This is a genomic window from Conexibacter sp. CPCC 205762 (assembly GCF_030646155.1).
Classification (GTDB): Bacteria; Actinomycetota; Thermoleophilia; order Solirubrobacterales; family Solirubrobacteraceae; genus Conexibacter.
In genome coordinates this window covers 21561-46378 of sequence record NZ_JAUTDN010000009.1, presented here as the reverse complement: position 1 = coordinate 46378, position 24818 = coordinate 21561, and the positions used below count along the sequence as shown (strand labels likewise).

Genomic DNA, 24818 nt, shown 5'->3' with positions numbered 1-24818 from the left:
CGGTCCAAGGCACGGAGTCGTTGGAGCAGAGTGCGTGTGTCGATCGAATGGACCAGGTCAAGCGTCAAGACCCTGGCGATCAGCAGCTGACCGTCCTCGGGGGCTGAAGCGGCGGCGCGGGCGGGAAGCCAGGAAGCAGGCGGCGGCCCGGACAGCGATTGGGGGGGTAGAACCAGGCGACTTCTGACGACATTCGCCATCCAGTCCTCGACTTCCGCTCTGTTCCGGATCACTCCGTGTCTCTCGCTCAGCGCCGCTCCCTCCCCGGACTTCGCGACGCCTACCGCTCGTCGGTGAGGTGCTCGGCGTCTGGTTGTGGGCGTGGCCCGCAGCAGGTCACGGCGGGCGCGACGGTGCGGCGGCCCATCGAAAGGAACGTCCGATGCCCCTTCGCGCCAGCCGACTCGGACGCATCTCACGCGCGGCGGTCCAACCCACGCCGATCCCTCCGCGGACTCGTCGCGCTCGCCGACGCGGGTGGCGGCGCATCAGCGCGTGGGTGGCGGCCCACGCCCCGTTGCCGGGCCTCGTCGTCGCCGGTGCTCTCCTCGCTGTCGGGGCGTGCGGCGCTGGATCGCTGGAGCGCCGGGACGTCGCGCCAGTGGCGGGCGCGTCAGCGAGCGCAGGAACTCTCACTCGGGTCGAATTGCCGACGGCGCACGACGTCCGATCATGAGAGCGCAACGGTGACGCAGCTCAGTGTCTACTCGGCACATTCACTGTAAACAACAGCGTCTTGGTGAGAACGACAAACATGTGTCCAATACCTACACGCAGGGATTGGCAACTTTGCTCAAGGCTGCTTGACTGCCGAGTTGGTTGGAAGGGGCGCGTAGGTCTCGTCGTTCGCGAAGTCGCGTTCGCTGATCGACTGCACCAGTCCGAGGGAGGTAGGCCCACAGCAGGCACTTAGATCGTCCGCAGGGAGGCGTGAAGCCTGCCTCTGCCTCTGCACGTGCGCGCTATCAAGCGACGCGTCGGACGCGTCGGTCGCTGCCGCTTCTGCGGTCGGTTAAGTGAACAGAGATGACTGGACTCGTGGCGGGTGCTGCGAGTCATCCCGTGCGACGACCGCCGTGGCTTTCTGAGGGCGAGGCGGTCGTCACGTCAACCAAACGCGCTTTCGTGCGCTCAATTGAGGAGGTTCCGATGGCCGAAGCCAGCGGAACAGCAGACGATACCTGGAACCGGACTTGCGACGGGCGAACTTGGCGCCTGCGCCTTCCCGACGAACGCGGTGGCGATGCGCGCACGCGACGGCCGGCCGCCGACGGACCTGGCGCGGCCCGCTTGCGCATGTGGTTGCGGGCGGCAGGCCCCGCGATTGGTCGAGTCGCGCCGTCCGTGAGCCGGCTCGGAGTTGAGGAGCGGCTTCAGCGACCGAGCGCGATCCCACGCAGACGCACACGAACCGCAGTGCGGGCGTCGCGAGACAGCCGCGGACGGCTCAAGCGCACTGCGCTGAACAACGGCTCGGCGGACCCATTTCCTGCGGCCGCTCGATCGCGCCACCGGCCGACCAGCATGCTGCTCGGCTTGCTCCTGGCGATCGTGGCACTGGCGGCCAGCGGCGCGATGACCGCGCCTGCGGCGAGGGCCGGCACCATCGACGTTGGCGCCTGCGAGATGGCCTCGGCGGTCCTCAACCCCGCCGACATGTGGACGGGAGGGTTGAACTGGTATCTGGAGCCGTACTTCGCGTTCGACATCCCCGCGACGTGCGCGGAAGCCGTCGACGGGGTGCAGCTGAAGACCAGCGGCATCGGCGATATCGCGTGGGACGGTTCAGCCCGCCTCGAAATCGTCAGCCCGTTTCCCGCAGCGACGCTCAGCGGTGTGGTCGGCACGTGGACCACCAATCCGGCGATCGGGCCCGGTTGGCATCTGCGTGCGATCGCGTTCAACGACAGCAACGTTCAGCCGATCGTTGCCGGCTGCAACACGCAGACCGAATGCAGAGCGTTCTCTGCGACCGACAAGTCGGTCTCGATCCCCGCCGATACGCGACGCGTCGCGTGGGAGGCGCACTGCTACGGATCTCCCTGCACGGTCACGAGCTCGCAATGGTTGTGGAGAGCGAGCCGCATGACGGTGACGGTCAACGATCCGAGAGCGCCGGTCCTCGTGGAGAGCTCGGCTACCGGGAGCCCACTGACCGCCCCGACGAGATGGCTGCGCGGAAGACAGGCGATCAGCATCCGCGCCGAGGACGTCGGCGGCCTTGGCATCGAGCACACGGCGGTGGTGGTCGACGGCAGAACGATCCCGTCGACCAGCGACGCGACGTGCGATCACCAGTGGCAGGCGGGTCGTTGGTGTGGCGAGAGAGCCGTGACGACCGCGACGATCGACACCGGCCTGCTGGCCGGTGGTGAGCACGAGCTGACGATCGAGGCCGTCGACGCCAGCGGCAACGCAACTCAAAAGAGAACGACGTTCCGCACCGACAACCACGGCGACACGCCGACGACCCCCAGCCTGAGCCCCAACGCCTGGACGACGACGAACGCCTTCGACCTCCGCTGGACCAATCCAGGCGACGGATCACCCATCGTCGCCGCGCACATCACGCGCTGCGACGCGAACACCACCACCTGCGAGACGGACCGCGTCGCCGGCGGCGACATCACGGCGGTCCTCGGTCGCGCTGTGCCGGCGCCCGGTGAGTGGCCCACCGCGATCGCGCTGGAGGACGAGGCGGGCAACATCGGCCCTCCGGTCGCAGCTGGGAGCAGCCGGCTCGCGTCCCCGCCCGTGGCGACGCTCGCGCCCGGCGTCACGGGATCCGCGCTCGAAGGTGAGCGGCTCACCAGCGACGAGGGCAGCTGGACCGGTGTTCCAGCGCCGGCCATCGTCGAGCGCCAATGGTGGATCTGCGACCGAGCCGGCACGGGCTGCACGCCGCTCAGCGACGCCGTCGGCGACACGGTCCAGCTGAGACCCGAGCACGTTGGCGCGACGTTCCGCGTCACCGTCGTTGCCCGCAACGCGGGTGGCGAGCGTGCAGAGCGGTCAGCTCCCAGCGACGTCGTGCAGGCCCGGCCACCCGTGCTGATCGCTCCGCCGCGCACGACGGCGCCGGCGGGCAGAACGCTGCCGCCGCCGCCCGGTGCCGCCCTGAGAGCGGCGGTCGCGGCAGGGGAGACGCTCGACGTCGGCGGCGACGCCTGGGACGGCACCCCGAACCTGACCGTCGGCGTCCAATGGCAGCGATGCAACGACCGCGGAACCGGTTGCGTCGCGATCGACGGCGCCGACGACCGCACCTACATCTCAAATCGATCGGACATCGGAAGCGCCGTCCGCGCCGAGATCGTCGCCAGCAACTCCGGCGGAAATGCGACGGCCGTCACGGACCCGGTCCTCATCATCGACGACCCGCAGGCCAGAGAGCCCGCCGATTCGGAGGACCCGCCCACCGGCGAGGAGATCGTGGCGCTGGCTGCCCTTCCGCCGGAAGGTGCCGCTCCCGTCGGGCCGCTCGCCGCCGGCAAGCGGCCTGCGGTCGCCAGCATCCTCAGCAGTACCGCGCCACGTGCTCGTTGCGTCAGAGAGCTGCGGGTGCACTTGCCCGCACACGGTCACTTGGGCGTCGACGGGACGCTCCCCGGCGGCGCTCGCGTGCTCGCCGGCCGGCGCGTGGTGCTCCAGCTCCAGACACGGCCCGACGGTGTGGCCGTCCGCGATGGTCGCGGCGCGCTGCTCGGGATCGCACGCAGCAGAGCGCCCGTCACTTGGCTCGGGCAGTCGCCGCGACGGGTCACCGCTCGCGCCGCAGACGGGAGCGCACTGGTCGTGCTCGGGCTCGACAGCGGCCGCGGACGAGCGATCGTGAAGGGCCGGACCTGCCGCTTCAGCGCAGCGCCGACGGCACACGTCGTCGCGCGGGCAGACAGATCGGCCCGGTGGTCGGCGTGGCTCGTCGACGACGCTGGCGCAGCACTCCCCAACGCCCCGATCACCGTCCGCGACGGCACCCGATTCACTACGACCACGACAGATCGACGCGGCCGCGTCCGGATCGAGTCGAACGCGCGCCGCGGCACTCGCGTGGTGACGCTGACGTTCGCGGGCAACGCGTCCCACGAGCCGGCCAAGCTCGACGCGCGGCTGACGATCCAGGGCGTCGCAACGCTCGTCGGTCACGCAACCGACGCGAGCGTCCAACTCCACGGCACCATGCACGGCGCCGCACGGACCCTCGGGGTCGACTACCTCGCATCCGACATGCGGTGGGTGCGGCTCGCGACCGCCAGAGTCGCAGCCGATGGCCGTTGGCGAGTGCGCGCGGCGACGCCACGGCGGCACGCCGGCGGACCCCAGCTCGTCCTCCGAACCGCCGTCGGCGCCGCCGGAAGGTTCGCCGCACGCACCGGAGGCGACGTTCGTGTCGACCTGAGACCGGGGGCTCGGCGATGACGACGCCCTGGACGCTCGCGCTGCAGCGGGCACGCGACGCAGCCGGCTCAACGGCTGCAGGTGGCACAGCACAACCCACGACCGGTCGTCTCCTTGGCGAGGACGCGCCGGCCATCTTCACACCCACGCGCCAGAGAGACGCGCGCGACCGAAAGGGACCGATGCAACGTCGCAACCACGCGGGCCAGCACGACCACAACAAGCCAGGAGCGGACACGCGCCCGCCCAAGCGCCGCAGCAACGGCTTCCTGCGGAGGCTGACGGGAGGCGTCGCGGTCGCGCTGATCGCGTCTGCCGGCGCGGCGCCGAGCGCCTCGGCTGCCGGCGGCGCGTTTACACAGGTCCTCTGCTCGGACCCCGTGACGACGAGAGGCGTCGGCGGCGGACTTCCCGTCGAGATCGAGATCGCGCACAACAACTCCCGCTGGAACCTCGCCAACAGCATCTCGTCGTGCCCGCAGCGCTACCCCCTCTCGAACGAGGGCATCGGCATCAGCGCCTCGGCCGGCAGCTACGCCGTCGGGACCTACACCACCATCCACTACGCCGTGCCGGCAGGATTGGAGCTCAGAGCCGGCACGATCTATCGCGCCCTCTGGAACTACGCACCGAACAACGGCTACCTCGCGATCAACCAGAACGCCGGCAGCGAACCCAGCAACATCTGGGCGGAGCCCGCGCACCTGACCGAGCGCGGCGACTGGTTCGCCGGCAACGTCACCAGACGCGGAGTGACGACAAGCTCGTTCCCCGCCGAGAACCGCGTCGACCTCAAGGTCGCGCCGAAGGCGGGCTGGACGATCACAGCCGCATGCGTCGCCAACGCAACGACCTGCGACTGGGGCACCAACCGAGCCTGGGAGTACCGGATCTACGGCGGGCGCATGTCGCTCTTCGACACCTCTGACGCGACCGTCACCAACGTCAGCGGCTCGCTCGCCACCGAGACGGTGCTCAGAGGCACCGAAGGGGTCGCCTTCACCGCGACAGACGTCGGCAGCGGCATCTACCGGGCCGTGCTCGAGGTCGACGGCAACGTCATCGAGCGCAAGGTCATCGACACCAACGCCGGCCGCTGCGCCACGCTCTCCTCCACCGACGACTACGTCTTCAGCAGCGCCGTGCCGTGCAAGCTCAGCGTCGGCAGCGGCAACGTCACGTTCGACACCACCAAAGCGCCGGAAGGCATCCACGCGATTCGCGTGCTCGTCGAGGACGCAAGCGGCAACCAGACCACGGCGCTCAACCGCAGAGCCGAGATCGACAACCTCCAGCCGCCGACGCACTCGGCCCGGCCGACAACCGCCGGCACGCCGACGGTGGGGGCCGAGCTGACGAGCAGCTCCGGGACCTGGGCGGGCGCTCCGACCCCAAGCCTCACCCTGCAGTGGCTGCGGTGCCCCGCGACGGCCACCGAGGAGAGCGACCTCGCCACCTGTGTCCCGATCCAAGGCGCGACGACATCGACCTACACGCCGATCGCCGCAGATGCCTACCACCGTCTCACGCTGAAGGTGACAGGAACGAACAGCCAGGGGACGCTGGCGGCTTTCAGCACCCCGACGAAGATCGTCGCCGACCAGGACGGCATCACCGATCCGACCCCACGGAGCACGCGCTCGCCCGATTGGACCACCGACTCGCCGATCGCAGCACCCAGACCCGGTGACCGCCTGACCGCCCTCCCCGGCACCTGGGTGGGGCCAGCCGTCAACACGTCGACCCGGTTCCTGCGATGCGCAACTGCCGGCGGAGGCTGCGAGCCGATCGCCAGCGGCGCGTCCGCCACCTACACCGTGACGGCTGCCGACGTCGGCAAGCACCTCATCGCCGAGGTGTCAGCCGCCAACGCCTTCGGCACCGCGTCGGCCCGGACACCTGCCACCGGCGCGATCGCGGCCGCCAACGACGCGACCGGGAGAGACACCGGAACCGAGAGACGACCCGTCGGCGACGACGGCACCAGGAACCCCGACACCGCCAACCCGTTGGGCCCAAGCGGACGGTCTCCCTCAACGCCCTCGTTCGACATCCTCGGGTTGACGAATCCGATCGCTGGACCTGGTCATGCGTCCAACGGGACGGGCGCGTCGGAGAACGCCCGCGGCCGAGCGTTGTTCGAGATCGGCACAGGCAAGGCGAGGCGTCAGGTGGCGACGGTGACGGGACGGTTCGCCCAACGGCAGGTCGTCCGCGGCCGGCTTGTGAACGCGTCCGGAAAGGCGATCGGCGGCGCCAAGCTGGTCACTGCCTGGCAACTGCCCGGTGGCCGGTGGGTCGCGAAGACAGGCGTCGTGACGACGAAGGCCGGCATGTTCGTCTACATCCTGCCCAAGGGCCCCAGTCGGCGGATTAGATTCGTCTACTTCGCGTTTGCGGACTCGCGGACCTACAGCTCAAGCAACACGATCACGGCCAACACACGGGCCGTCGTGTCGCTGCGGGTTGCGCCGCGAGCGGCCCGCAACGGCAACAAGGTCCGCTTCACCGGCACCGTCGGCCGCCAAGGCCTCCCGAAGAGCGGCGTGCTCGTCACGCTCAGAGCCCGCTACCCCGGCGGGCAGTGGAAGAAGTTCAACGTCGTGCGCACCGACCGAACCGGCCACTACACCGCGACCTACCGGTTCACGTCGACGACCGTCACGACCCGATACGAGTTCGTCGCCGAGGTCTCCCGCCAGGGTCTCTATCCCTTCGTCACAGGCTCCAGCCGGCGGACGACCGTGACCGTTCGGCCGTCGGGACCCTAAGACCACCGAGCCCGCACCTCGAGCCGCTGCCGCAGCGTCAGGATCGCGTGCGGCGGCTTGAGACCTGGTAGCGCGGGTCAATGGGCTCAATGCTGTGAGGCAAGCCGGCGGCTCGCTGCCTTACAAGCAAGAGGTCGCTGGTTCGAGCCTGGCATTGCCCATGAGCAAGGGAAGCCCGCTATGGCGGGCTTCCTGCTGCGGGGGCTGAACCTGCCGGTCGGTGCCGCACACCGCCATCGAAGCGCGTATGGAAGCGGCGCGGCTGTCAGGCGCTGAGGATTGGAGGTACGGTGCCCGGTCGTCGGCCTGGAGGGGCACGTATTGCACGGGTGGCGACGGCGCCCTCGAATCCGTACCGTTGGCCCCCGATGGGGAGAGATACGGGAGTGAGAATGCCGGCTGACGAGCAGGGCCCAACTGGGTTGACGAGTGCGGAAGGCGCGGTGATGAGCTTGTTGATCGCGCACCAAGGGCTGTCCGCTGCTCAGCTCAAACCGCTTCTTGACGAGCGCTTCGGCGGTTCGCTCGAACTGAGCGTGGGATCGATCGAAGCGATCCTCATCAGTCTTCACGGGCGGGGCTTGATCGGCGCGCGATGACCCCACGGCCGGAATGGCTGCGTCGCCGAGTCGTCCTCCTGTGGGAGTTGGGTCGATGATTGTCGGGCCGAACCGAGAGCGGCCCCGCTCTTGGTAGCGGGGCCGCTCTGGGTCTTCTTCGAACTCGTCGCCTAGCGGCGACGCAATTGTCCTAGCTGGTCAGAGCTAGCTAGTCCGGCGCGGTCCCGTCGCGTGGAACGCGTCTGACGCGCACGCGGTCGCTGCCGTATCGGCGTTCTTGTGCGTGCGCCCAGGCGATGTCTTGCGGCGACGTGATGCCGTCGGACACGTGGATGTTGAACGGGCCGCAGGATCCGTTGGCGTAGGAGCGCGACACCTGTTGGATTGACCGCCCGGCCGGTTGTCGAATTCGTCTGGCGATGTCCGACATCGCGGCGGCGCTGAAGCGCTTTCCGACGACGCGGACCACGACCGGTTGAGGGCTCGCCGCCGCCAGCTTGTCGGCCTTTCTGACTGCGGCTTTGGTCGTCACGTTGAGACGGATCGGTCTGCCCGGGACGACACAAGCGAGGCCGTCCGTACCGAGCGCCTTCGCTGCCTGCCGCTCAAGTGCTGCGGCGGCGCCAGGGGCTGCCTGCGCAAGCTGTGCGCTGAGGCCGCCGCTGGCGAGGCACGCCACGCCGAGCGCGGAGGCGATCTGAGTCCTGCTGCTCTTGATCTTGGTTGATCTCAAAATGGCACCACGTGCATGGGATTGGACGCGAAGTCAATCTGTGTATACCACGATGTTTCCGGAACGACGCAGTCGCCGGGGGTGGAGCTGCTGTGAATTCCCGCGGCGCCGTAGCCGACTATCCACGGACCGCCGCTGTCGCCGCCCTTTGAGCATGCCGCGACAGCCACGCGACCGGTCGCGTCGACCGGCGCGACGACGTTCCCGCATTGGATGCCGCTGGTGATGCCCGAGTGGCAGACCCATTCGCCCTGAGAAACGGCGTACCAGCCCCAGATGAGCCGATATTCGTCGACCGTCCAAGCGACGACCGCGTCTGCCACCGAGGACCACCACGAGTTCGCCCCCGCGTAGCGGACGATGCCAGTGTCGACGCCGCCAGGGATGTGCAGGAAGTTGTGGGTCACGCCGAAGTAGCGCCACACGTTGCCGATGCTGACCAAGTCGACTTGGGCGCCGATGGGGTCGTTTTCAAGGCAGTGGCCGGCCGTGAGCATGAAGTAGTTTCTGCCGCCCGTGCCGATGGTCATGAAGCCGGCGGTGCACGTGACGCTGTTGGTTCCGAACTTCACGCCGCCACGGGCGGGGGCGTCGCAGCCCTTCACGGCGATGTTGCAGGCGTCGTCCTCGGTCATCAGCTGCACTGGCGGGACGCTCTCGATCTCCACCCCGGGACCCGCGTCAGAGCGAAGCGCGGCGAGCGCTTTGGGATCGAGGTCGTTTGGCACCTTCACCCGCACGGCGTTGTTCTCGTGGTCGATGAGAACCCATTGCTGATCGTTGCTCTTGACGGGGTGGGTCGCTTCCCACTTCGCTGCCAGTTCCCGAAGCTGATCGTCAGTTCGGTCGACCCTGACCAGGCTGGTCTCCTCGGCAATGCCGCGCTGTGACAGAAGATCTTGGATCTTGGATCCGGCATCGTCACTGATGACACCGACTTTCCAGCGCCCTTCCTTGCGGTCGAGCCAGACGCCCGCGAACTCGCTGCCGAGTCGCTCTTTCACGTCGGTTCCGAGATTTCCGCCCTTCGCTTGGACCTTGAGGACCTGCTCGGCATGCGCGACCGAAACGCGATCGTGCTCGGCGAGCTGCTTGACGGTCGCCGCGTCAGGCTCCGTCGGCATAACCCCGGGCAGCGGGGCCTGGAACGAGGGTGCGACGGTGGCTGCCGATGCGCCCGAGGCGCAGAACATCAGGCACGCGACGAGGGCAGCCAGAAGGCCGCCTCGCAACTGTGAACATCCAATCACAACTCACACTCCCATTCGAATTGTCCAGTCCCAGGAACCAGCGTGTTCCGGGTTGGCGACTGGTGTAGGCCGCTCGGCATCGAGCGCGTGCGTGCCTACGGGTATCTGCGACCCGGCATCGGGTCGATCCGTCTCATCACCTTGGCGACGTGCTCTGCTGCGATCCGGTCGAGGACGGTCCCCACCGCTCCTGACGTTGGCGCCAGCCCGCGCCAGCGACAGACGAGCAGAACGGCTCCTGAGACGACAAGCACAACGCTGCTCGTGAGGATGAGCTGACGCGTGCAGCGACAATCATCGATCATCGATGCCCCCTGAATTGGCGCAGGCCTCCTTGGAAGCCGATGGTTACGCTTTTATTCCAGCTTGGGAGCGCCCGCGGCTCGAAGTGCCGGTGACGTTGCCGAGCTGGACCGCCGAGCCCGTGGCGGCCGTTGGGGACTATACGTCAGGGCCTGAGTCGGAAACTACTAACTTGTTAGGCAATCTTCGGCTTTGTGTGTAAACGTTGGACCTTTCATTACGCGTTGCTCAGCCCCCGCGCTAAACGCAGCGTTCGCATGATCGGTCGCTGAAGCGTTGGGAGCGGTCCAGCCGCTCGTAGAATGCGCCCAACGCGATCCCGTATATCGGGTCGATAGGCGTCGTCCTTGGAGAGGTACATCGCGACGATGCCGCCTGCGATCAAGGCGTGGCGGCGGCCCTGTCTGAGCGCTGCCGCTTCGTCGCGAGACTGCGTGACGATCGCGCAGATCCGATCGATCGCCTCCGCGGCGCTCGGGTAGTGGCCGATGTAGCTGTGGTCGCCGGTTGTAGCGTCTTCGCGCTCATCGACCAGGCTGTCGAGGAGCGTGCTGGCCGCGCAGATGGAAAAGGCGTAGGCGCGGTCGGTCGCAATCACGTCCGCTTCGGTCGTCTCGGGATCAGCGGCGAGCGCGAGCAGGGCGTGCACGCCGACGGTCGAGCTGGCGGCGGCGGTCAGCTCGAACCAAGCCGGCTCGTGGAGATCGGGGTAGGTCTGCGCGGCAAAGGCGGCGAGCGCCGCGTCTCGGCGGGCCGGGTTCGGGTCGTGGTTGAAGATCTGTACGTCTATGCGGCGCGCGGCGGCGAGGATGTGCGGTTTGATCCTCGGGTAGGTCGGCAATCGCTGACATTCGTGTTGGCAGTACGCGACGATCGCGGCGAGGTAGCCGCCGTCGTCGTGCCATGGATGGTGGCGGTAGTAGTCCGTCAGCGCGGCATCGGGATCGAGCGCGTGCAGGAGCGCCCGGTTGAGCTGCCGGCCGTTGGCGATCGGGTCCGGCGTGTGGCGTTCGCTGATGCGGTCGAGGTAGTCGAGCGCGACTTGGTAGGCGACGGTCAGGCGCAGGAGCCGGAGGTCGCGCCAGCGCGGCAGACAGGTGAACAGCGCGGCGCCTTCGAGATTGAGTCGCTCGCTGCGCAGGCTCTCCACTGCGTCGAAGCGCAGTGACGGATCGGGGATCGCGAGCGCACGGGTGCGCCAGCGGGCGACCTCTCTGCGCACGCGCGGCAGCGTCCATGTCAGCTCCCGCCAGGCGACGGCGCAGAACGCGCCGAGCTGGGCGGGCGTCAGTGTCGTTGGGCTCATCCGGCAAGCATGACCCGCCGAATTGGGCGCGCTTCTCAGCTCATTGGTCGAATGCTGCGGCTGCCGGCACGCGCGCGGCGAGCCAGCCGGGCACGGCGGCGATGAGCAGGGTGATGACGGTCACGAGAACGAGGCTCGCCAGCGCGGCGGGGATGCCGATCGTGTGCTCGACTGGGAAGCCGGTGACCGTGCCGAGCGCGCGGTCGAGGAGCTGTTGTCCGTAGAGGCCGAAGGCGGCGCCGACGGTGGCGCCGACGCCGAGCAGGACGGTGCACTCCAGCAGCAGTGCCTTCCACAGGCTCTTGGCGCTGATGCCGTTGCTGAGCTTGTGGTCGGCGAGCTGCCGTCGTCGCTGCCAGATCATCGCGGCGGTCGCTGCCGCGACGGCGAGCGCGGCGGCGCCGATCAACAGCGCGGCGATCTGCTGGAGCCGCGCCAGGCCGGCGCGTGTCGTGGTGCGGAATGATTGCTCGCGCTGGGCGGCGGTCTGGACTTGGAACGGCGCGCTGTCGCCGAGCGCCATCACGACCGCTCGTTGAGCGACCGCAGCAGCAGCGCTCGGCGCGAGCGCGACCTGCACGGCGCTGACGGCGTCGCTACCCCAGCCGGCGCGGTAGTCGTCGGCGTTGATGACGAGCGCGCCCGGCGACCACCCGAAGTTGGTCGAGATGCCGGCGAGCCGGAGCGTCAACGGGTGCGGTGATTCGAGTCGGAACGGCTCGCCGAGCTTCCAGCCCTGTTCTCTGACGATCGCCTCCGACGCGACCGCCCATCCTCCGGCGCGCACGCGCGCCGTCGCTTGTGCGAGGTCGCCGTGGAGGAGCTGCGTCGGCGGGATCGGCGTTCTGCTGTCTCGCGGCGGCGCGATCACCAGCATGCGCCGATCGCCTGTGTCGAGGAACGACCCGCGATAGAGCGACACCGAGCTGACGCCAGGCGCCGACTCGACGCGACGGGCGACGCCTTCGGCGTCGAACGGCGTCGTGGCCAGCAGGTTTGAGGCACCTCGCGCGCTGACCCACAGGTCGGTGGTGTCGGCCAGTTCGCGCGCGTTGGGATCGAGGCCGCGTTGCAGGTCGCCTCGGGCGCCCTCGATCGCGGTCGTGCCGAAGACGGCGATGGCGGCGATGGCGACGATCGCGAGCGAGCGGGTGCTGGCGGACATCAGCTCGCCGACCGCGATCGTCGGCACGACGCTGCGCACACGGCTGCGTATCTGATTCAGGCTCGCGACGACGATGCCGAGCGCCGGCCGGAGGATCAGGAGCATTGCTGCGATCAACGTCGCCATGCCTGCCAGCGCGGCCTCCGGCGCCAGTACGAGGACCGCCGTCGTCGCAGCGAGACAGACAGCGGCGCCGGCGGCAGGCGCCCAGAAAGACCGCTGAGCGTTTCTACCGCCGCGATCGAGTGCGTCGTCGCGGATCGCGTCCATCGGGCCGACGGAGCGATAGGCGCCGATCAACGGCACCATCGCGGCGGCGACGGCGGCGAGGAGGCCGCAGCCGAAGGCGAGTGCGACGGTCAGCGGCTCGATCACGCGGCCGGCGCCGACGGGGAATGCGATGGCGAGGTATCCGGGGTCGGGCTGGAAGGCGAAGCGAGAGAGCGCGGCGCCGAGCACGACGCCGAGCACGGAGGCAGCGGTCCCAAGGACCACGGCGTCGAACAGCATCACCTGCACGACCGTGCGCGAGCGATAGCCGGCGAGGCGCATCTCGGCGATTGTTCTGCGTCGCTCGCGCGCCATGACGAGCATGGCGTTGAAGGCGAAGAGGAAGCCGACGAGGGCGCTGATCCCGGCGAACAGCGAGGTCGAGTTATCGTTGGGCATCGCCAGATTGGCGAAGACGGCCGCGTCGAAGTCGGCGCCGCGCACATCGATCTGATCGCCCGCGATCTTCTCAAGCGCTCCCGTGACCTCACTGATGCGGGACGGATCCGCGGTGACGTAGATGCGGGTGACACGCCCTCTCAGGCCGGTGATCTTCTGCGCGTACGGCAGCGACGTGATCAGCAGCGGGCTCTCGGCGACGGCGCCGAGAAGCTCCTGACCGGCGACCGTCGCGACGGGCACGCGTTCGGCGCGGCCGGCTGCTTGGAGCGTGACCCAGCCGCCGAAGCCGACGTCGAGCGACTGCGCGACGCCGGATGGGAGCACCACGGCTTCGAGATCCGAGAAGCGGTCGTCGGTGTAGTCGCGCACGAGCCGCCCGCCCATCCGGGCCAGGCGCGGGTCGGCAGCCAGCACCGTCACCGACTGCTCCCGCTGGCCGTTGACCGCGTTGGCGGGGAACTCAAGGACCGGAGCGGCGGCGTCGACGCCGTCGATCGCCTCGACCTCTCTCAGCAGCGTCCCGGGAAAGCCGCGCGGGTCGCGTGCCTTGAGCTGGAGCTGGGCGCTGCCGGTCAGCCCCTCGGTCAACTGCGAGGCGGACGCGCTGAGACTCTGGTTGGCGGTCTGGACTGCGAACAGCAGCGCAACCCCGACCGCGATGCCGACGAGCGCGAACAGCTCCTGCACGCGGCGTGCGCGGAGCCGCTCGCGATAGAACCACCACAGGTTGCGCAGGCTCACGAGCGGTGCAGCGTGGTGGTGAGATCGGCGTCGCGCTCGCGGTCGAACGCCCCGACCAGGCCGTCGCGGAGCGTGTAGACGGTGTCGGCGAACGCCGTCGCCTGCGGATCGTGGGTGGCAACGAGGACGGCCGTCCCGCGCTCGTGGCTGCGCTCACGCAGGAACGCGAGCACGTCGCGGCTGCGGGCTGTGTCGAGGCTGCCGGTCGGCTCGTCGGCGACGAGCAGCGGCGGATCGGTCGACAGCGCCGCTGCGAGCATCAGCCGCTGACGCTCGCCGAGGGAGAGGTCTGTCGCGCGGTGCTGTGCACGCGCCGCGAGACCCAACCGTCTCAACAGCGGTTCCACGCGTCTGCGGGCTTCGGCGCGTTTGCTGACGCTGCCGGCCAGCAGCTTGAGCGACGCGTTGTCGATCGCCGTCAGGCCCGCGATAACGTTGTGGGTCGGCAGCATCAGGCCCAGCTCGCGCTGCCGATACAGGGACACCTCTCGCTCGGGCAGCCCGATCACCGAGCGGCTGTCTACGCGCACGTCGCCCGCGTCTGGCACCAGCGCGGCGGCGACGATCGTCAACAGCGTCGTCTTGCCTGAGCCGCTGGGGCCGTACAGCGCGACGAACTCGCCAGCGGCGACGTTCAGCGAGACGCCATCGAGCGCGCGGACCGTCTCGCCGCCCGGCGTCGGGTAGTGCTTGACGAGGTCGCGGACTTCGAGCATCAGGCCGACCCCGGACGGCGTCTCGGCGGGAACTCCACGACCTGGCCCGGCTTGTGCCGGCTCGCTTGCATCAGCTCTCCGTCGCTGAGCGTCATCACCTTGTGCGAGCGCAGCATGTCGGCGATCTCGGGCACGGCGATCAACGTCGCCATGCCGGTCGTCTCGGCCACCCGGCGCAACAGGCCGAGCAGGATCTCTCGATCGTGCACGTCGAGGCCGGCCGTCGGATCGTCAGCCACGAGCAGCGCGGGCTCGCGGACGATCGCGCGCGCCAACGCGGCTTGCGTGCGCTGCGCGTCGGACATCTCGCTCCACACGGCGTCTGCGAGTTGGGTCGCGCCGAAGCTGTCAAGCGCCCGCATCGCGCGCTGGCTCGCGGCGCGGTGCGACACGTCCTCGAGAACCGGCACAGCGACGTACTCGCGCATGCGCTGCGACGGTATCTGCGGCCCAGACCGCGACATCCAGCCGATCGACGGCGGCAGCCCACGAAACCGGGACTTGCGCATCTCCGCGTGGAGATCGCGACCTTGGAAGCGGACAACTCCGGTGTCGGGAGCGTCAAGGCCGGCGGCGATGCGGACGAGCGTCGTCTTGCCCGACGCCTGCCGGCCGGCGACGGCGGCAAACTCGCCCTCGTTGACCTCGAAGCTGACACCGTCGAGGACCGGCACCTCCACGATCCCGCGCCAGAAGGTGCGCCCGACGCTTTCGACCGACAGGAGCGGCGGCTTCGTCAACGCGCTCTCCGGCGCAGGTGGGCTCTCATCAGCGAACGCGCCTCCTGCAACGACTCGATCGCGGCTGTCACGTGCGCGACCTCGGTCCGTCGCATCCACAGATGGCCGATCGCGCGCCACTCGACGTTGGGATCCATCAACCGCTCCGGCTCGGCGCCAGCGTCGCTGAGTCTGTCGAGCCGGTCGAGGCAGAGCTGCTCCTGTGCTCGCGTCTGCTCGATCAAGAACGCGAGATCCTCTTCATCTGCAAGCGAGATCTTGAGATGGAGGTCATCGCGCAGCGGCAGCAGCGACGGCGGCTTCCTCAACCATCTCTTGAAGTCGTCGCGCCCCGCGTCGGTGGCTTCGTACCAGACAACTCTGTCGTGGGCCGGACGCCGTAGCGTCTCGCGCACCATCCCGTCTCTCGCCAGCTTCAGCAGCGCTGGGTAGACCGCCGTCTCGGAGTGGCGCCAACTCCCTATCCGCTCGGTGAGGCGCGCGTCCAGCTCGTAGCCGTAGCCCGGCCGCTCGATCACCAGCCCCAGCACCGCCTGCCTGACCGACATCCCCTAACCGCTCCCCGATCGCCGTCGAGCCAACGCTACACCAGCAGACAGCGCAACGCGCCTGTTAGCCAGGCGTCAGACAGACAGCATCGACATGTGGAAGGCGGCGACGGTAGGCACGACGAAGTTGCCCGGCAGATGATGCAGCAGGCCGGCGTGCGTGAGATCGCGGAGCGCCCGGCGAACGTCGTCGACCTCGTACGGGCCGTGGAACTCGTGCGCCATCTCGCGCTCGACCTCCTGGAACGACGTGGGTCCGGTACGGCCGCGCAGCAGCAGGAACACGAGCAGGTCGCTCTGGACCCGCAGCTCCTCGCGGTCGACCGTCTGAAGATCACCGCTCGCCATCGTCTGAACCTCGGTCGTGCGGATGCCGTGGCGCCTTCGCGGCGTACGTTTCGAGCACGGCTGCGAGTCTCACGATCTGCGGGCGCGACAGGGTCGCGATCGGCGCCTCGGGCGAGAGCCGCGCCATCGCTGTCAGCGACGCGGCAAGTGGGCCGTCAACGTCGCGAAACGACGCGAGCAGTTGCCCGACATCCATGCGGTCCCACGACTCGTGCGCGTCAGTGCAGCGCAGCATCTCGGCGAGTGCTGCAAAGCCCGTCGGGACCGCCATGCACCGCGCCAGCACCAGCGCTCGACGGGCGTCGACCGTGCCGGCGGCGAGCGCCCGCGCAGCTTGCCGCTGGAGGTCGCGCCAGCGGAACTGGACCTCGTCGGCAGGAAGTCGCTCCGCCGTCAGCCGAAGCTGGTCGGCGATGTCCAAGAACTCGTCGCGCAGAGTGAGCGCGTCGGTCGCGTCCAGCAGCGAGAGCGTGAACGACGTGGTCGCCGGGATCTCAGGATCGACGCCGCGTAGCAGGCTGAGCATGTGAAGCAGGAGCGCCTCGCCTGTGCGAAGCAACTCGGCTGTCTCGACCCATCGCAGTTGGTCGCTGCCCGGGAGCTGCTCAGAGACCAGCGCCATGCGGACTTCGGGTCGCTGCTGGCAAGAGTTGAGCGGCCCCGGCGACCGCCGCGTCAAGGGGAACGCGACGGCGCCGGGACCACTCGTGTCCCAGGTCGCGGCTGTGGCGCGGCTCGTCGTGTCGCGGCAGGCGCTGGCTCAAGGGGGAAGCCTGCGCCTGCGACACGCGGAGCCTGTCTCTGCTCCCGTTGCCGTGGCCTGGAGGGGGAGGAACGTCACGGCGGTTGGTGGTGAGGAACGTCTCTGCGGTCATCGACAAGAGGCACCGTACGGCGCCCTCCCCCCGACCACCAGCCTATTTTTTAGTGCTGAATTTTGAGGTCGTTGCTCTCGACGCGCCGTGCGTCGTTTGCCGCTGCCGGAGGCGTGGCGTCCATGGCACTCCGTCCATGTGGGCTGTCTGTCTGTTCCCATTGGGGTCTGAACCGCGTTGGTGCTGAGCGTGACGGCGCTGGTCAGCCGGGCACCCAGCACGACATCGGCCTCGTCACGATGGACATCGCGACCGCAACCGACCTCGCATTGCCGGGAAGATTCGGGTGCCGCAGCGGGCGCAGCAGCAACTACGCCTGCGGGACCGTCCAATACGTCGGCCTCGACAGCAGACAGATTCTGGTCGATCGCACGGCCCTCAACACCTCGACGAGCTCCGTTCGGAACCTCTTCAACGTTCCGGGGACCTGCTCCGTAGACGGCGACAGCGGAGGACCGTTCATCGTCGGCACCAGCCGCAGGGAATACTCAGCTCCGGCTCAGGCTGCGACTCGGCCTACGGCCAGGTCGATGACGCACGGACCGCCTTCCAGGTCGTGACGTACTAGTCTCCGGCCCACGCCGTACACACGGTCGGGCCGCGCTGCTGGAGCGGACCGACCGGGACGTCGCCGAGAGCCAACGGCGACGTCCGCTCATCTCGTTCACAAAACATTCACCATCCAGTTCGCAGGGGCATGTCCATGAACACGAAATTGGGGATCGCGACAGCGCTGATCACGGTCACGCTCGGTGTCGGCAGCAGTGCGACACTGGCGGCCACGAGAGACAACATCAGCGACGACATTGTCGACTCGCTCCAGCCTGCGTTTGAGACGACCCTCGGAGTGCGTTTCGGCTGCTTTGTCCAAACGACGGATGGTCGCACGCAGGTGCTCGTGACGACCAGAGCAAGCCTCCGCAAAGCGACGAGATCGTCCGCAGCCAGCGCTACCAGCGCTATGTCCAAGTTCGGCTCGTCAACCCCGCCTACACCAACAACGCGCTCGCTCGCCTGAACACGACGATCATCCAGTCGCTCGGGCTCTACAACCCGGACATATACACCGACACCGCTCCACTGCGCGTCGCCTCAGCAAGACGCTGCCTCGACGTCGCGCTCTACGTGAGCACCGCCGCGGCAAAGTGGGTCACCGACTACCTCGCCTCCAACCAACCGAGCTGGGGTGACCGCGTCACCGTCCGCTCGTTCGAGCCCGGACAGCGTCCGGGTTTGGGCACCTGCTTGCCGCCGCTCTGACCTGACAGACCCGGCGAACTGGGAAGCTGGGAGCCCTGAACGCAGCCACGTCCTCCGCGGCTGGGGACGAACCCCTCACGCGCATCTATTCAAGTCGCGGGACAGACCCCGACGCGGGCGGTGGTAGTGCGCGACCTGGCGCGAGCAGCCTCGGCTCACGTGAGATGCGCGCGTCTGCGCCCCGTCGGCCCGCGCGTCACCCGGCGACCTGGTCACAAGCCCAGCGATCAGGTCGGGCGGGACGCCCGGCCTATCGGATAGTCGGCTCGATACGTCTGTGCCCAAGCGACCCGATCCAAAAGCGAGCGATCAGAGCAATCGAGCACGCCGCTGCGACAGCGGCCGCGGGCCGTGACGTCTCAGCGAAAGCAGAACGAGCGCCGGATCGACGCTCGGGCCGAGTTGCGCGCGGACGCTGTCAGCGGCCTGCGCTTGGTCGGCCCGCGGGGACCGTGGGAGCTTGGCGAGGTAGAAGGCGACGAGGCCGCTGACGATCGTCCTGTGCACCGCTGCGGCGGGGAGGAGGTCGGCGGCTGCCATGCTCGCGCGGGCCATCTGGCCCATGCCGGCGGCTGCGTCGGATGCGGTCGGGTAGTGGGCGAAGTAGGAGGTGTTGCCGGAGGTCTCGTCCTCGGTGACGTCGACGAGGCTGTCGAGCAGCGTGCTGAGCGCGCAGACGGCGCCGTAGACGTTGGCGACCGTGGCCGCCTCGGTCGGGGTCGTCCTCGGGCTCGCGGCGAGCGCGAGCAGCGCGAGGACGGCGAGGCTGGAGATCCCTGCGGCTGCTGTCTCCCACCACGCGCTGCTGTGCCAGCGGGTGTCGCGCTCGGCCCAGGCGCGCAGCGCGGTCTGGTCGCCGTGGAGCACGGCTGCGTGCGTGTGGCTCTGCGCATGCGCGCAGCGGTCGGCTTCGGCGGCGGCGGCGGACGCGATCGCGGGCGCTGCGGGCAGGCGCCAGAGCCGCCGCCTGCAGGTCGCGGCCAGCTCGCGCAGGTAGCCGCCGTCTTCGGCGGGGATCTCGTCCAGCGGCATCGCGGGGTCGATCGAGGCGACCAGGGCGCGGTGGGCGCGCAGGCCGGCGGCGAGCGGGTCAGGCGAGGGTTGCTCGGTGAGGGTGTCCAGCAGGTCGTACATGAGCTGCCAGGCCGTCAGCAGCTCGACAGCCTCGCGGCGAGCGCTGCGGGGCGCCAGGAGCGCGAAGACAGCGGCGGCCGAGGCGTTGCTGTCCTCCTCGGTGAGGGTCGCGAGCGTGAGGCGCCGCAGGTGCGGGTCGGGGATGGCGCGGGCGCGGTTGCGCCAGCGGGCTATCTCGGCGTCGGCGACCGGGACGATCGCGAGCTGGTAGCGGGCGAGCGCGGTGAGCATCGCCGCGGTTGCGGTGATGGCTCGGCGGTGGTGCTGGGTCATGGGCAAGGATCCCCCCGGCCTTGCCGCGCGCGGCGCCCCAGTGCCGCGCGCGTGTGTTCAGTTGTCGGGTTCGAGCGCCAGTTTCAGCGGGGCTCGGATGGCGCGATCGGCTGGGATCGCTGTGACGATCAGCGCGATCAGGAGCAGGATGGCGCAGGGGACGGCGGCTGACACGGGCGCGATGGAGAAGGGGGCTGGGTAGCCGGTGGTGGCTTCCAGCCAGCGGCCGAGCATCCAGTGTCCGGCGAGGCCGGCGAGCGCGCCGACGAGGCAGCCGGTGCCGAGGATCAGGAGGCCTTCGAGCAGGATGAGGCGGGCCGCGAGGCGGCGGGGGAAGGCGTGGAAGGCGCGGGCGGCCCAGGTGGGGCGGCGCTGCCAGATGGTGGTCGCCAGCGCGGCGCCGAGCGCGAGGCCGGCGCCGGCGACGAGGATGATCGCGATTTGACGCAGCCGCGCCAGGCCGGCGCGAGCGACGTCGTTGGCGGCCGCGTTGCGCTGGGCGGCGGTCTGGATGCGGACGCCGGCTGCGAGTTCGGGGCCCAGCGTGTCGCGGATCTCGGCGATGACGTGCTGGGGCGCGGTGCCGGGTCTGGTGAGGATCTCGATCGCGGTCGGCGAGGCCGTCTGCCACGCCTCGGCGTAGTCGCGGCGGGGCATGATGATCGCGCCGGGCCCCCAGCCGAGGTTGGTGGTGAGCGCGGCGACGGTGTAGACGCGGCGGCCGGTCGGTGTCTGCAGCGGGTAGGGGTCGCCGACGGTGACGCCAGCGCTGTCGGCGAGCTGGCGGGAGAGCGTGATCGCGCCGCCGGCGCGCAGTTGCGCGCTGGCGTGGGCGAGGTCGCCGCGCTGCAGCTGGCTGGGCGGGATGATCGGGCTATCGGCTGCGTCGCGCGCTTGGATCCAGACGCGGCGGTCGCCGATGTCGGTGAAGCCGCCGCCGTAGGCGCGCGCGGTCGCGACGCCGGGCAGGTCTGCGAGCTGGTCGGAGCGCAGGAGCAGCGGCTGGAGCGCGAGGTCGTCGCCGTGGCCGGTGATCCAGATGTCGCCGCTGGCGGTGTACTGCTCGTAGTCTTCGTAGAGGCCGTTGAGCAGGTTCATGCGCGCGCCGTCGACGGCGACGGCGCCGAAGACGGCGATGGCGGCGGTCGCGCACAGCGCGACCGCCCGCACGCCGGTGCTGCGCAGCTCGCGGACGGCCTCCAGCGAGACGCCTTCGCGATCGCGTCGCGGCCACGCCGCGACGATCGCCAGCATCGCGCAGAAGAGGGCGGGGATGAGCGCGAGGGTGCCGAGCGCCAGCAGCACGACGGCGAGGACGGTGAGCGAGGGCGCGGCGATCGCGATGATCGCCGCGGCGGCGATCGCGACGACGCTGAGGCCGCTGAAGCGCTTCTGGAGGGTCGGCGCGATCGTCTCCCCGGGGTCGTGGTCGGCCTCAAGCGCACGTCGGACGGGATCGCCGCGCAGCTCCAGCAGCGGCAGCGCCGCGGCGAGGACGCTGATCAGGACGCCGGCGGCGATCGAGGCGGCGACGATCGCCGGGGTCAGCGGCTGGCTCGAGGACAGCGGCCACGCGAACGCGAGGTAGCCGGGGGCGTCGTGCGCGGCCGCGTGCGTGAGCAGCACGCCGGCACCGACGCCGAGCGCGCCGGAGATGAGGCCGAGCAGGAGCGCGGGGAACAGGATCGTCTGCGCGATCCTGCTGCGGGGCAGGCCGTGCTCGGCGTGGGCGATGATCGCGCGCCGGCGTTCGGGCAGCGTGAGGGCCGCCGCCATCCAGGAGAGCAGCAGGCCGACGAGCAGGCCGATCGCGGCGAAGAGGCCGGTCGCCTGGTCGTTGGGTGCGCTGGCGCGTCGCAGCAGCGCCAGTTCGTCATCGACGGTGCCGACCTGCAGCGCGTCGCCGGCGAGGCGCTCCAGGTGCGTCCTGACGGCGGCTTCCTGGCCGGGCGCGGCGCGGACGAGGATGCGGCTGACGCGGTGGGGGAGGCCGGCCCATGCCTGGGCGCGGGCCAGCGGCGTGCCGGCGATGTGCGCGGCGGCGAGCGGGCCGAGCACGGGCTCGTCGAGCACGTCGCTGACGGCCACGGCGTGCGTCAGCCCGCGCGTCTCCACGCGCACGACCGGCTCGCCGCGATCGGGCACCCCGGCGGCGTCGGCGACGGCCCGGGGGAGGAAGAGCTGCGGGACGGAGAGCAGGCCGGTCAGCAAAGGTCCGGAGGTGATGCCGTCGAGGTCGCCGACGGCGGCGGTGACGCCGACGAGCTGCACGCCGACGCGGCGGTCGCCGTAGCGGATCGTCGCGCGCTGCTCCAGCAGTGGCGCGGCCGTCACGACGCCGGGCACGGCCCGGATGCGCGTGACGAGACGCTCGTCGACGCCGTCGGCGGAGCGGGCCGTGAGCTGCAGCTGCGCGGTGCCGGCGATGCTGGTCATGATCTCGCGGGCGCCGGCGCTGATCGACGTCATCGAGATCAGCATCGCGCAGATGATCCCGACGCCCATCACGCCGGCCAGGAGCGTGAAGACGGTCCGCAACCGCGCGCTGGACCACTCGATGACGGCGAAGCGCAGCAGAGAGGAGAGCGGGATCACGACCGCAGCGATCCCTGCGCCGCGCGCGGCGGCGCCTCGGCCTGCAGGCGGCCATCTCGCAGGGTCAGCGTATGGTCGGCGGCCGCGGCGGCAGCGGGATCGTGGGTGACCATCAGCACGGCCCGCCCGTGGTCGCGCGCCTGCGCGCGCAGCACGTCGAGCACGAGCCGGCCGGCGTCGCCGTCGAGCGAGACGGTCGGCTCATCAGCGAGCAGCAGGACGGGGTCGGCAGCGAGCGCTTGCGCGAGCGCGACGCGACGGCGCTCGCCGCCGGAGAGTCGCTGCACGTGGACGCGCATCCGTTTACCCAGGCCGACGTCACCGAGCAGCAGCTCAGCGCGCCGGCGGGCTGCTGAGGGGCGGATCCCGCTGCCCAGCAGGCGACTCTCGACGTTGGCGACCGCGTCGACGCCGCTGATGAGCCGCGTCTCCTGCACGAGCATCCCCAACCGCTCCCGCCGCCACCACCGCTGCTCGCGCCCCTGCAGCGCGCTGATGTCGATAGGCGCGCCGTCTCGCTCGATCCACGTCACCGTCCCGCGAGTCGGCACGAGGATCCCGGCGGCGATCGACAGCAGCGTGCTCTTGCCGGCGCCGCTGGGACCGACGAGCGCGATCAGCTGGCCGCGGTCGACGGTCAGGCTGATGTCGTTGAGGGCGTGCAGGAGCTGGTCGCCGTCGCGATGGTCGTGTCCGACGGCCTCCAGCAGCAGCGTCACGAGCCGGTGCCTCGACGCGGCAGGTGGACCACCTCGCCCCCGGCGCGCGCCGCTGCGGCGCGCGCCTCAAGGACGCCGTCGGCGAGATCCTCGATCCGCCAACCGCCCAGGCCCTTGATGCTGCTGGTCGTCATCACGATCGTCATGGCGTGTCTGTCGCGCAGCAGGCGCAGGAGCATCAGCAGCTCGTCGCGGTTGGACGGCTCGGCGCCGCGCAGCGGCTCATCGAGGACGAGCAGGCGCGGTCTGGTCATCACGGCCTGCGCGATCCCAACGCGGACGCGGTCGTCGTGATGCAGGTCGACGGGCCGTTGGTCGGCCAGCCGGGTGGCGTTGGTCAGCCGCAGCGCCTCCCCCGCCTCGTCACGAGCACGGCGCGCGCTCACAACGCCGCTGCGCGGCGCGGCGACCTGCTCAAGCGAGGTGCGGCCAAGCGCCGGCAGGAACGTGATCCGCGCGAGCTGCAGCCCGCCGGGCTGGCCGAGCTGGCTGCGGGGTGGCTCGCCGTCGAAGCGGACCGTGCCGGCGCTGGGCTCGCGCGCGCCGATGATGATCTGCGCAAGCGTCGACTTGCCCGCGTCGGCGCCGGCACCGATCGCCAACAGCTCGCCGGCCTGCACGCTGAAGGTGACCGAGCGCAGAACCTCGCGCGCCCCCTGGCGCCACGCGATCGTCTCCAGCTCCAGCAACGGCGTCACCCTCGACCGTCCTCCATCTCTGCCAGCCGCTTGCGCGCGCCGCGCAGCCACTCACGCAGCGCATCCAACGTATCGCCCACGAGATCGGCGTGCATCCGTTCCGGCAGCGAGGCGTCAGCGCGCGCGGCGTGTTCCTCCGCAGCGATGAGGCGACGAAGCGCGTCGTCGCACATCTCCAGTATGTGGCGCAGCGTGCTGGTGTCAGAGGGTGGCACGGCCGTCAGGCGCAGCTGCACGTCGGCGGTCAGGCTGACGGCGCTGGAATCGTCCAGCGGCGTGCGCAGATACTCGGTCAGCGCCTGCACGCCGCGTGCCGTGATCCGAAACGCACGTCTGCTGCCTCGCCGGTTCTTCGGCCGGGCGGGCCACAGCTCGGAGCTGTCGAACACCTCGACCAGGCCCAGCGCCGCCAGCTCATCGAGAACCGCGTAGACGCGAGAGCCGATTCTGATCCCGAAACCGCCGAAGCGCTCGTCGACGTCCCCGCGGATCGCGTAGCCGATGTCCGGCATGCTGTACGCGGCCGCCAACGCGGCCGCACGCATTCGCGTCATCCGCGGCTCGGCGGTGCTGTTGTGCTCGCTTGCCCCCACTGCGTCCCCTATCTCCCCATTGCCACCACGCCCAGATCCGGTCTGACGAACTCGAAAACTAGCCTGTTCCTGGCTGTTGCGCAACCGCTGATCGCCCGCCACAGCAGCGAAATCGTGGCGATAGGTCAAAGTGCACCCATCGAGATGAACTAGTAAACGGCCCTGGCCGGTGGGACGGTTTTCAGCGTGACGCGCCCGCCGCACAGCGATCAGATTCCCCCTCCGATCGCATGGCAGCGGACGCGACGCGTGCTCGACGCCAGCCCCGATGATCAGGCTGGTGCGAGCAAGAGCCCGAGAGCGCGTTGCGATCGCGCGGTCGAAGGGCTGCACCACCCCGGACCGGTCCTTGCGATGGCGTCGGCCCGGGGCCTGGAGCGCAGGACGCCCGGTCGACCCGTCCCCTGGTCGGCCGGGCCT

18 protein-coding genes are annotated in these 24818 nt (G+C 69.8%); 4 read left to right on the top strand and 14 right to left on the bottom strand.

Annotation, left to right across the window (positions count from 1 at the left end):
- Positions 1-1026 precede the first annotated feature (1026 nt).
- The 3 genes from Q7L73_RS10365 (at position 1027) to Q7L73_RS10355 (ending at position 7768) form a co-directional block, all read left to right on the top strand.
- On the top strand, positions 1027-4419 hold the full coding sequence (locus Q7L73_RS10365) for a hypothetical protein (RefSeq protein ID WP_304690372.1): 3393 nt from the start codon (positions 1027-1029) through the stop codon (positions 4417-4419).
- A 161-nt stretch (positions 4420-4580) separates the two neighbouring features.
- Positions 4581-7169 (top strand): hypothetical protein, encoded by a 2589-nt coding sequence (locus Q7L73_RS10360; protein WP_304690371.1) that lies wholly within the window; start codon positions 4581-4583, stop codon positions 7167-7169.
- A 446-nt stretch (positions 7170-7615) separates the two neighbouring features.
- Positions 7616-7768, top strand: coding sequence for a hypothetical protein (locus tag Q7L73_RS10355; RefSeq protein WP_304690370.1), 153 nt, complete (start codon positions 7616-7618; stop codon positions 7766-7768).
- Between the two features lie 169 nt (positions 7769-7937).
- Here Q7L73_RS10355 and Q7L73_RS10350 read toward each other — a convergent pair whose 3' ends face one another.
- From Q7L73_RS10350 to Q7L73_RS10310, 9 genes are all read right to left on the bottom strand, one after another.
- Positions 7938-8462 carry a hypothetical protein gene (locus Q7L73_RS10350; RefSeq protein WP_304690369.1) on the bottom strand — a complete coding sequence of 175 codons (525 nt, stop codon included), beginning with the start codon at positions 8460-8462 and terminating at the stop codon, positions 7938-7940.
- Positions 8459-9694, bottom strand: a complete 1236-nt coding sequence (locus Q7L73_RS10345; RefSeq protein WP_304690368.1) for a S1 family peptidase — start codon at positions 9692-9694, stop codon at positions 8459-8461. Before Q7L73_RS10345 ends, Q7L73_RS10350 begins: the two co-directional genes overlap by 4 nt.
- 538 nt (positions 9695-10232) lie before the next feature.
- Entirely contained in the window at positions 10233-11321 is a 1089-nt protein-coding gene (locus Q7L73_RS10340) for a DUF2600 family protein (RefSeq protein WP_304690367.1), read from the bottom strand.
- A 40-nt stretch (positions 11322-11361) separates the two neighbouring features.
- Entirely contained in the window at positions 11362-13899 is a 2538-nt protein-coding gene (locus Q7L73_RS10335; protein ID WP_304690366.1) for an FtsX-like permease family protein, read from the bottom strand.
- Complete coding sequence (locus tag Q7L73_RS10330; protein WP_304690365.1) at positions 13896-14615, bottom strand: ABC transporter ATP-binding protein; 720 nt, start codon at positions 14613-14615, stop codon at positions 13896-13898. Before Q7L73_RS10330 ends, Q7L73_RS10335 begins: the two co-directional genes overlap by 4 nt.
- Positions 14615-15355: an ATP-binding cassette domain-containing protein gene (locus Q7L73_RS10325; protein ID WP_304690364.1), complete on the bottom strand. Its 741-nt coding sequence runs from the start codon at positions 15353-15355 to the stop codon at positions 14615-14617. The genes Q7L73_RS10330 and Q7L73_RS10325 overlap by 1 nt, the downstream gene beginning before the upstream one ends.
- Complete coding sequence (locus Q7L73_RS10320; protein WP_304690363.1) at positions 15352-15903, bottom strand: PadR family transcriptional regulator; 552 nt, start codon at positions 15901-15903, stop codon at positions 15352-15354. Before Q7L73_RS10320 ends, Q7L73_RS10325 begins: the two co-directional genes overlap by 4 nt.
- A gap of 75 nt (positions 15904-15978) precedes the next feature.
- Positions 15979-16251: a hypothetical protein gene (locus tag Q7L73_RS10315; RefSeq protein WP_304690276.1), complete on the bottom strand. Its 273-nt coding sequence runs from the start codon at positions 16249-16251 to the stop codon at positions 15979-15981.
- A complete protein-coding gene (locus tag Q7L73_RS10310; protein WP_304690273.1) occupies positions 16238-16873 on the bottom strand; it encodes a hypothetical protein in 636 nt (211 codons plus the stop codon). Before Q7L73_RS10310 ends, Q7L73_RS10315 begins: the two co-directional genes overlap by 14 nt.
- A 950-nt stretch (positions 16874-17823) precedes the next feature.
- Here Q7L73_RS10310 and Q7L73_RS10305 point away from each other — a divergent pair.
- Complete coding sequence (locus Q7L73_RS10305) at positions 17824-18144, top strand: hypothetical protein (protein WP_304690268.1); 321 nt, start codon at positions 17824-17826, stop codon at positions 18142-18144.
- A 551-nt stretch (positions 18145-18695) separates the two neighbouring features.
- Here the strand turns inward: Q7L73_RS10305 and Q7L73_RS10300 are convergent.
- The 5 genes from Q7L73_RS10300 to Q7L73_RS10280 are packed head-to-tail and all read right to left on the bottom strand — an operon-like array spanning position 18696 to position 24398.
- Positions 18696-19793 (bottom strand): DUF2600 family protein, encoded by a 1098-nt coding sequence (locus Q7L73_RS10300; RefSeq protein WP_304690266.1) that lies wholly within the window; start codon positions 19791-19793, stop codon positions 18696-18698.
- A gap of 57 nt (positions 19794-19850) precedes the next feature.
- Positions 19851-22388: an ABC transporter permease gene (locus Q7L73_RS10295; protein WP_304690263.1), complete on the bottom strand. Its 2538-nt coding sequence runs from the start codon at positions 22386-22388 to the stop codon at positions 19851-19853.
- Complete coding sequence (locus Q7L73_RS10290; protein ID WP_304690261.1) at positions 22385-23107, bottom strand: ABC transporter ATP-binding protein; 723 nt, start codon at positions 23105-23107, stop codon at positions 22385-22387. The genes Q7L73_RS10295 and Q7L73_RS10290 overlap by 4 nt, the downstream gene beginning before the upstream one ends.
- Entirely contained in the window at positions 23104-23805 is a 702-nt protein-coding gene (locus tag Q7L73_RS10285; RefSeq protein WP_304690257.1) for an ATP-binding cassette domain-containing protein, read from the bottom strand. The genes Q7L73_RS10290 and Q7L73_RS10285 overlap by 4 nt, the downstream gene beginning before the upstream one ends.
- Positions 23802-24398, bottom strand: a complete 597-nt coding sequence (locus tag Q7L73_RS10280; RefSeq protein ID WP_304690256.1) for a PadR family transcriptional regulator — start codon at positions 24396-24398, stop codon at positions 23802-23804. Before Q7L73_RS10280 ends, Q7L73_RS10285 begins: the two co-directional genes overlap by 4 nt.
- Between the last annotated feature and the right edge of the window lie 420 nt (positions 24399-24818).